This is a genomic window from Chryseobacterium soldanellicola (genome assembly GCF_900100115.1).
In the GTDB taxonomy this organism is placed as follows: Bacteria; Bacteroidota; Bacteroidia; order Flavobacteriales; family Weeksellaceae; genus Chryseobacterium; species Chryseobacterium soldanellicola.
Window position 1 is genome coordinate 1 of the sequence record NZ_FNKL01000005.1, and the last position, 8,397, is coordinate 8,397.

Here is an 8,397-nt window from a genome sequence, read left to right on the forward strand (position 1 = left end):
AGGCTGCGATTACAATTTGTTTTGTCATGATAATATTATTTAATTTTTATTCTTGTTTAATTGTTCTCTTTTGAACATTACAAATCTACGGCGGCGATAAAATTTTCTTTGTAGTGGAAACTGGAAGTTGATGTAGTAAAATAACTACACCGATTATTCATTTGACTTAAATAAAAAAGCCCTCAACACTTCTAAGTGCTGAGGGCTTATATAAAATTGCTGTTTGTTTTTATTATAAAGCTGTCGCGGTATAGGTTACCGTTTGCGTATAAGTTCCCTTAGGTTTTCCCAGAAGTACCTTAGATGCTTTTTCTGCCGAAATAGAATAGGCAATATTTAAAGATTGTTTAGCGCCTAAACTTGCATTACTTACCAATACCTGATCGGTTGTAGATAAGGTGACCTCATTCAGGGTTCCCGTTAAACTTCCGCCCGGTATTGCTTTTACCTGTAATATATCTACTGGAATTACGTTGGCGCCACTTACAAAGTTTGCGCCCTCAGATTTTACTTTTACATCAAAATTTTTGGACGAAATGACGACTAAACTATTCGGCACCGTTACATTTTTTGATGAATTATAATCTTCTGTACTCCCATAATTAAAATCTACAGCGCCTCCTGAAGCAACAGTGCTTATGTCCATTGCAATAACGTCTGCTAAAATAATATTTACGAGTGTACTAGCCTGCTCAGACTTTTGTGCCAGAACCTGGTTGGTTCCTAAAGCGATTGCTCCCAGGGATAGAGCAGCGATAATGATTTGGTTTTTCATGATTTGGATAATTTAAAGGAGGTGTAATAAAATAATGTTATTTAAAATTAATTATACTAACAAATATTATAAATTAAATTTAATAACATTATCTGACATAACCAAAGCTTTTATTGTTAATTAATTATCTAATTCTCAGTATAATGGTCTCGATAATGAAGGATTGGCTATTATCAGGGGGTTTTTTTATTTTATATAATGCTTCACTATGATTTTAGGTGAGATAATGGTAAAAGCTCCTGAATCAAATCAACTAGAATAAGAAAAGAAGTGTAAACTAGTTTAACTTCTGTGTTTTTGATCCGAATTTTGAAAGAAATTGATTAATAATGCCTAATTAGGAAGCTGATTCTACTATAAAAATAATGGAATCCGTACCTCCGACGGTAAATGCTCAATGAATAGAGGCAAAAACAATCAGGATAACATACAAAATAAACTTTTATAAAGTAAGCAGCTCCATTTTAACGACTCAATTGTATTCATTTTCCAATATCTGCTAACAAATTTCTAAATTAATTTGCTACTATTATAAAATGACCTACTTTTAGTATTTTATCATAAAAATATCGTTCAATGGCGAAAAAAATTATAAGAAATCTTCAAATAGGTGTAGTAATTTCTCTAATATTTCTGATTGCTAGTTCTATAGCATCTTATATAAGCATACATAAACAGATGGAGAATAGGGAAAACTTGCTAAAAAGTAAGGAATCCATAAGTTTAGTAAAAGATATTTTAAATACTCTGTTAGATGCTGAAACGGGAAATCGGGGATATCAGCTTACCGGGCGGGAAAATTTTCTTGAACCCTTCAATAAAAGTAGGAATGAATATCCGCTGCTTGTTTCCAACAAAAATAGACTTAATCTTACAGATAAAGATCAGATTAATATCTTAAATGAATTGCTGCATACTTCAGAAATGATGATGAAAGGATATGTCTTGCTTATCGAGAATCGTAAAAAAGGAATGTTAATGAGCTCTGAAGAACTTTTTCAAAACAAGAAAGCCATGGACAGATGCCGCATGCTCGTTCATAAATTTGTAAAAAACGAGGAGGTTCAGCTTGCCATAAAAAATGAAGATCTGAACAAGTCTTCAGAGTGGACTGTCTTATTCATCATCTTTTCTGCCGTTGCAGCCATTGGTGTAACCGTTTTGGTTTACATACAACTAAAATCTGACCTCATCCGCCGTGATAAGTTAGAAAAAGATCTGTTTTACACTAAGGAAATGCTTGAGGAGACAGGCTCAGTAGCCCAGGTGGGAGGTTGGGAAGCCAATATGAAGACCGGAAAGCTCTTCTGGTCTCAAAGTACAAGAGAAATTCACAAAATAAAAAATAATTTCCAGCCTACTTTTGAAAATGCCCTTGGGTTTTACGAAGGAAAAAACGGGGAGAGAATAAAATATCTTTTTAACAGGGCAATACAACAGGGAATTGCTTTTGATGAGGAGCTTCAGCTTTTACGTAATGACGGCGTTACGATCTGGGTAAGAGTAAAAGGTATTCCCGAATTTGAAGGTGAGATCTGCATCAGGGTTTTCGGAATTATTCAGGATATTGATGCCTTCAAAAAAATGTTTCTGGAGGTTGCCGAGAAAGAGGCTATGATGCAGTCCTTTGCCACTGATGTTCCTATTCCTTTGGCCATGTTTGATAAAGACCTTAACTATGTTGCTGTAAGCAGTAGATGGAGAGAAGAATTTAGTATGAATGATGTAGATCTTATCGGTAATAATCTTTTCACTGTATCACCTAATATTCCCGAAGAAAGAAAAGAAATCTATAAGAATGCACTGTTGGGAAAAACGTACGTCAACGGTGACTTTACGCTAAAGGTTGAAGGAAAAGAAGAAATTCAGCATTACGATCTTAAAGTAGGACCCTGGTATCTTACAAAAGATGAAGTAGGGGGTGTAATTATTTCCGTACAGAATATTACAAATGCTGTAAAGGTAAATGAAGAACTAAAAAATGCCAAAGAAGCTGCAGATATAGCCAATAAAGCAAAATCCGAATTTCTGGCAAATATGAGTCACGAGATCAGGACTCCTTTAAACGGAGTTATTGGTTTTTCAGACCTTCTCATCAGGACACCGCTGAATGAAACACAGATTCAATATTTGAATTACATCAATGAGTCAGGGGAAAATCTCCTTAGCATTATCAATGATATACTGGATTTTTCTAAAATAGAATCCGGAAAAATGGAGCTTGTGATTGAAAAAAGCGATGTTTATGATATGTTGAGCCAGGTCATAAATGTTATTCTTTATCAATCCCAGAAAAAAAATATCGAACTTCTTCTCAATATTGAGCCGGGTCTTCCAAAAATACTTTTTATTGATGAAGCAAGGTTAAAACAGATCCTGATCAATCTTCTGGGAAATGCCGTGAAATTCACAGAAGATGGAGAGATTGAGCTAAAAGTAGAGAAATTGCGCATGGATGATACTACTATTGCTTTGCGCTTTTCAGTAAGAGATACGGGGATCGGCATCCCTGTTGAGAAGCAGAAATACATTTTTGATGCCTTTACGCAGGAAAACAGTTCCATCAGTAAGCGATATGGCGGCACGGGTCTGGGGCTTACTATCTCAAACAATATTCTGGGATATATGGGAAGCCATCTGTCGCTGATCAGCGCAAAGAAAAAAGGTTCTGTATTTTTCTTTGATATTGAGATTCCTTACGAGATCCCTCAACTGAAAGAGGATGAAATAACGATTAAAACGGCCTTGGTGGTTGATGATAATGAAACCAACAGGATCATTCTTGAGCACATGCTTACCTATAAAAATATCAAATCCACCTTGGCTTCTAATGGGATGGAAGCCCTGGAGATCCTGTTGAGAGGGGAGCGGTTCGATGTGATTCTGATGGATTATCATATGCCTGTTATGTCCGGATTGGAAACAATAGATAAAATAACAGGGCTCTTCAATCAGCAAAAAGAGGCTTCTCCATTTATAATACTTTCTTCTTCTTCCGAAGAGCTGGATATACTTACTTCAGTCAGGAAAATAGTAAATGCACATTTACTGTTGAAGCCTATCAAATCGCATGATCTATACAAAACCCTAAAAAGGGTAGACCAAAGCAATGCAGTAGAAATCAGTAAGGATCAGTCTGAGAAAGCTTCGTATTTATTTGCCCCGGAATTAGAAGTACTTTTGGTTGATGACAACCCAGTGAATATGGTCCTGAATAATAGGATAATGAAGTCTATTGCTCCCAGCATACATCTAACGGAAGCAGTCAATGGGCTGCAGGCTTTGGAAGAATGCAGGAAAAAGCAGTTTTCCATTATATTGATGGATGTACAGATGCCGATAATGAGCGGTATTGAGGCAACAAGAAATATCAGAATGCTGCCCGGATATGAACATACACCTATCATAGGCGTTACAGCTGGAAATGTTCTGGGTGAAAAAGAAAAATGCCTTGAATCCGGAATGAATGACTTCCTTCCCAAACCTATACGGCAGGCAGACCTTATTGAAGTATTCAAAAAATATATTAGTGTTTAGGACTTATGAAAAAACGGCGCGAGCTCTTCTGTTAATATTCAAGAAAACATTAAAAAAGAGAAAAACCTTTGGATTGTCAAAGGTTTTATACTTATATAATTGATTGATTAATGGAATTTATTTCCGCTGAACATTCCCGTTTCGCTGTATTGAGCGTCTTTTTTTATCTGAAACAAAATAAGGTCACTTTCTGTAATGGCTTCAAGAACTAAATTTTCTTCAAGAATCAAACTGTCGCCTTTTGCAATGGTCTCATTTTCCATTTTAATTTCTCCATTGAAACAGTAAATAAAATTGATAAATTCGTCGTTCCATTCTGGAATTTCTACAACTTTATCCTTTTTCAGTCTGATGTCGAAAATATTGGTCTCAACTCTTAATTTCAATGGCGAGTCAGCTCTGTTTCCGGCAATCAATCTCCATATATTTTCACTGAAAATATTTTCAAATTGATGAAATTGAACCTGCGGCGGTAAATTATTGTCAAAAGGCCGCATAAAAATTTGAAGCATTTCCACATCTTCCTCGGCGCTTTCTTCGTGTGACACTCCGCTTCCGGCATTCATCAGCATCATATAAGAATTGTTCAGATGTTCTTTTTTACCTGTGCTGTCGAGGTGAATCATCTTCCCTGAGCGGATATAGGAAAAAATCTCATCATCCTGATGCGGATGCATCGGTACCAAACCGGGAGGTCTGAATAAGGCGTGGTCATTTCTTCCGATAGTCAAAAATCCCGTATCGTTTTTTCCGAGATTGGTTCCCGGATACAATATTTCTACGTGAAATGTCTGATTTCCGTGCGTATACTTTTCTGAGGCTCTTATTATTTTCATAAGATAAGTTTTAATTTTAAAAACAAAAGAAACACCGCTTTTATATTGTAAATCGATGTTTCTTTTGATAAATGAAATTTTAATGATAGTTTAAAATTCCGACCAGTTTTTCTCCATTCGGGCTTGTCCAGTCAATGGCCAGTCCGAAATAATCTGGTCAACTGTGGTGATGATTGCGCCTGCCTGTCTCATTCTTTCCAAAGCCAGATTATCACCGTATTTGGTGTAGGAAGCCGATGCATCTGCAGAAACCTGTACTTCATACCCTTCATCCAACATTTGTAAAACCGGGAAAGTCACGCAAATTTCTGTTGTAACACCTGCAACGAAGAGTTTTTTTCTGCCCAAAGCTTTTACCGCATTATTAAAACCTTCGTGATGCATTGCGTTTACAATTCCCGGACGTTTAATTCGGGCCTCATATGCTTCTGGTAAGATATCCTGTAATTCGGGAATCAAAGGTCCCTGAACATAGTTTTCCATACTTGATGTTAAAATCACGGGAAGATTAAGGGCTTTTGCAATCTTGGCCAGTTTAATGGCATTTTGCTTTACCAGATTGATGTCGTGTGAATGTGTCCACGCCATTGTTCCTACTTGGTGATCGATAAGCAGCATCGCTGCGTTTTCAGGATTAAATGCTTTTGTGTGCATGATAGATGTATTTAAATTAATGTAATTTTTTTCTGTACTTCAGCCGTGTAAGCGCTTATTGTACAGGACAAAATTAGGCTGAGTTTATTCCTGAAAACGGTGATATTTGATACAAAAAACCTGTGACAAATGTCAATATTTTAAATTAAATGTTTGATTTTCAATTAATTTAATTTGATGCTGTGTTTTTTAATTTAAAAAATAAAAATAAATCATCTGTGAGAAAATTGCCAACTCTATGGGAATTCTGCCTAGGTATTTTAGTTGTGATTAAAATTGTCCTGAGAAGTCAACGGGGGGATTTTTTAGTACTTATATTTCAGATTAATATAATAAATGACAATTAAACGAAAATTTTTAAATTTGATACATAACGATTTCTTTATTGTCTTAAAAAACTAAAATGTACGAACCACTTTTTGATTATATAGAACGCTACAGCAATTCAATTCTCTCCTCGGAGGAAAAAGAGAAAATTCAGTCGCTGTTGTTACCGAAAAAATTAAGGAAAAAACAATATTTTCTTGAGGAAGGAAACGTGTGCCCATATACTGGTTTTATCTTGAAAGGTGCGATACGACAGTTCAGTGTAGACAGTCACGGGATTGAGTACATTCTGCAATTGGCGCTAGAAAACTGGTGGATTGTCGACCGGCAGAGTTTTGTAAATCAGACGCCTTCTAAATATTATATTGAAGCTTGGGAAAACACGGAATTATTGATCTTACCAAGACCTAATCTTGATGCTTTTCTTGAAATTCCGTCAGTGAGAGATATGTTCTGGAAAATGAGCGAAAACAATCATATTGCGTCACAAAAGCGTGTGGATGATGCGATAAGCCTCAGTGCTTTGGAACGCTATGAAAGTTTTGTTCAGCTTCATCCGGATATGATTCAGAGATTTCCTTTGCACCAGATTGCTTCTTATTTGGGAATTTCCCGGGAAACGCTCAGCAGAATCAGAAAACAGAGTTTCCGTTAATCAAATTCTGTTGAATTGATTGTGACAAATGTCAACGATTTCAAACGTTTTCCTGGTTTAGATTTGTCTTATTAATAATTTAAAAATCAAAAAATGGAACAAAGACATCCTTTACCTCCGTTTACTCATGAAACTGCGATGCAAAAAGTTCAGTTAGCTGAAGATGCATGGAATTCTAAAGATCCCCAAAAAATAGCTTTGGCTTACACAAAAGACAGCGAATGGCGCAATCGTTCAGAATTCGTCACAGGACGTGAAGAAATTGTAAAATTTTTAACCGGAAAATGGGAAAAAGAATTGGATTATAAGCTGAAAAAAGAACTTTGGGCTTTTACGGATAACCGAATTGCAGTTCGCTATGAATATGAATATCGCAATACAGAAGGGCAGTGGTTCAGAGCTTACGGCAATGAAAACTGGGAATTTGACGACAATGGTCTGATGCAGAGAAGATTTGCAAGCGTAAATGATTTGCCGATTGATGAATCTGACAGAAGGCTTTAATTACTATCTTTAATAATAATTTTTTTAAATAAAAATCAAAATAATGGATTCAGATATTAGAATTATAAACGAGACAAGTGGCAAAAGACTTGCTGTAGCGGGAGGAAATTACCGCATTGTCATTTCCGGGGAAGAAACGGATAACCGTTTTGCTGTCATCGAAATGACTGTTCCGCCAAATGGAGGCCCGCCACCGCATTCCCATCCGAACACCCACGAAACCTTTTATGTTTTGGAAGGTGAAGTTGAGTTTAAAACTGAAAAAGGAAAAACTGTTGTTTCCAAAGGCGGTTTTGTAGAAATTCCTTTTGGCGGGGCTGTTCATTGCTTCAAAAATACTTCTAAAGCTTTCGCCAAACTTCTCTGTACTGTAATGCCTGCAGGATTGGAAAAAATCTTTGAAGCTGTCGGGCAACCGGTTTCCGAAGGTGATTTCTTGCCTGTTCCGGAAATGACAGAAGAACGGAAAAATTTCCTGCAAAATCTGGATGAGAAGTTTGGACAGAAAACTTTTCCGCCTGATTATTTGGATTAAAATCCGGGATCAAACTTATTACCCTTTATACTGTGGCGTTTCTGAAGTAGTGGCATTGCAAGATTAGCAGCCAATGTCCTAATTAACGAGCCCGGCAAATCGTACTAGTATTAAATTTAAATGAGTTCGCCCCGTTCTGCGGTGTCAGGCTAAAGGTAGGATATTGCCGCTTTGGCTAATCTTGTTTTTGAGTTCAGGCTTATAACAGCAAACTCAGCGGCCTTAACAGCTGATCTCCTGCTAATTAACTGTGCAGGCAATCCGTTTTCCTATACTTAGATATTCTGCAAAGCTAATAGAACACTTTTTCAAACGGTAATTTATATTACGACAACTTTATTATATATAAATAACAGCAATTTATATAAGCCCTCAAAACTTTCTAAGTATTGAGGGCTTTTTATTTAAGTCAAATGAATAATCGGTGTAGTTATTTTACTACATCAACTTCCAGTTTCCACTACAAAGAAACTTTTATTGCCGCCGTAGATTTGTAATGTTCAAAAGAGAACAATTAAACAAGAATAAAAATTAAATAATATTATCATGACAAAACAAATTGTAATCGCAGCCT

At 36.2% G+C, this 8,397-nt stretch carries 7 protein-coding genes; 4 read left to right on the top strand and 3 right to left on the bottom strand.

Going from position 1 to position 8,397, the window contains the following annotated elements:
* Positions 1–232: 232 nt before the first annotated feature.
* Positions 233–775, bottom strand: coding sequence for a peptidoglycan-binding protein LysM (locus BLT04_RS18635; RefSeq protein ID WP_089757339.1), 543 nt, complete (start codon positions 773–775; stop codon positions 233–235).
* A 678-nt stretch (positions 776–1,453) separates the two neighbouring features.
* Between BLT04_RS18635 and BLT04_RS18640 the strand changes: the two genes are divergently transcribed.
* A complete protein-coding gene (locus BLT04_RS18640) occupies positions 1,454–4,312 on the top strand; it encodes a response regulator (RefSeq protein WP_228422002.1) in 2,859 nt (952 codons plus the stop codon).
* A gap of 107 nt (positions 4,313–4,419) precedes the next feature.
* On the opposite strand, the gene BLT04_RS18645 is transcribed toward BLT04_RS18640, so the two are convergent.
* A complete protein-coding gene (locus tag BLT04_RS18645) occupies positions 4,420–5,148 on the bottom strand; it encodes a pirin family protein (protein WP_089757341.1) in 729 nt (242 codons plus the stop codon).
* Positions 5,149–5,238: 90 nt separating this feature from the next.
* A complete protein-coding gene (locus BLT04_RS18650) occupies positions 5,239–5,802 on the bottom strand; it encodes an isochorismatase family protein (RefSeq protein ID WP_228422003.1) in 564 nt (187 codons plus the stop codon).
* A 403-nt stretch (positions 5,803–6,205) separates the two neighbouring features.
* Between BLT04_RS18650 and BLT04_RS18655 the strand changes: the two genes are divergently transcribed.
* From BLT04_RS18655 to BLT04_RS18665, 3 genes are all read left to right on the top strand, one after another.
* A complete protein-coding gene (locus tag BLT04_RS18655) occupies positions 6,206–6,784 on the top strand; it encodes a Crp/Fnr family transcriptional regulator (protein ID WP_089757342.1) in 579 nt (192 codons plus the stop codon).
* Between the two features lie 93 nt (positions 6,785–6,877).
* Positions 6,878–7,288 (top strand): nuclear transport factor 2 family protein, encoded by a 411-nt coding sequence (locus BLT04_RS18660; RefSeq protein ID WP_089757343.1) that lies wholly within the window; start codon positions 6,878–6,880, stop codon positions 7,286–7,288.
* A gap of 43 nt (positions 7,289–7,331) precedes the next feature.
* The gene (locus BLT04_RS18665) at positions 7,332–7,823 is read left to right on the top strand and encodes a cupin domain-containing protein (protein WP_089757344.1); all 492 of its coding nucleotides are present in this window, start codon (positions 7,332–7,334) and stop codon (positions 7,821–7,823) included.
* Positions 7,824–8,397 lie beyond the last annotated feature (574 nt).

Bases quoted from the DNA above. Each gene is read 5' to 3' on its own strand.
- BLT04_RS18635 (WP_089757339.1), bottom strand. From the start codon at position 775: ATGAAAAACCAAATCATTATCGCTGCTCTATCCCTGGGAGCAATCGCT.
- BLT04_RS18640 (WP_228422002.1), top strand. From the start codon at position 1,454: ATGGAGAATAGGGAAAACTTGCTAAAAAGTAAGGAATCCATAAGTTTA.
- BLT04_RS18645 (WP_089757341.1), bottom strand. From the start codon at position 5,148: ATGAAAATAATAAGAGCCTCAGAAAAGTATACGCACGGAAATCAGACA.
- BLT04_RS18650 (WP_228422003.1), bottom strand. From the start codon at position 5,802: ATGCACACAAAAGCATTTAATCCTGAAAACGCAGCGATGCTGCTTATC.
- BLT04_RS18655 (WP_089757342.1), top strand. From the start codon at position 6,206: ATGTACGAACCACTTTTTGATTATATAGAACGCTACAGCAATTCAATT.
- BLT04_RS18660 (WP_089757343.1), top strand. From the start codon at position 6,878: ATGGAACAAAGACATCCTTTACCTCCGTTTACTCATGAAACTGCGATG.
- BLT04_RS18665 (WP_089757344.1), top strand. From the start codon at position 7,332: ATGGATTCAGATATTAGAATTATAAACGAGACAAGTGGCAAAAGACTT.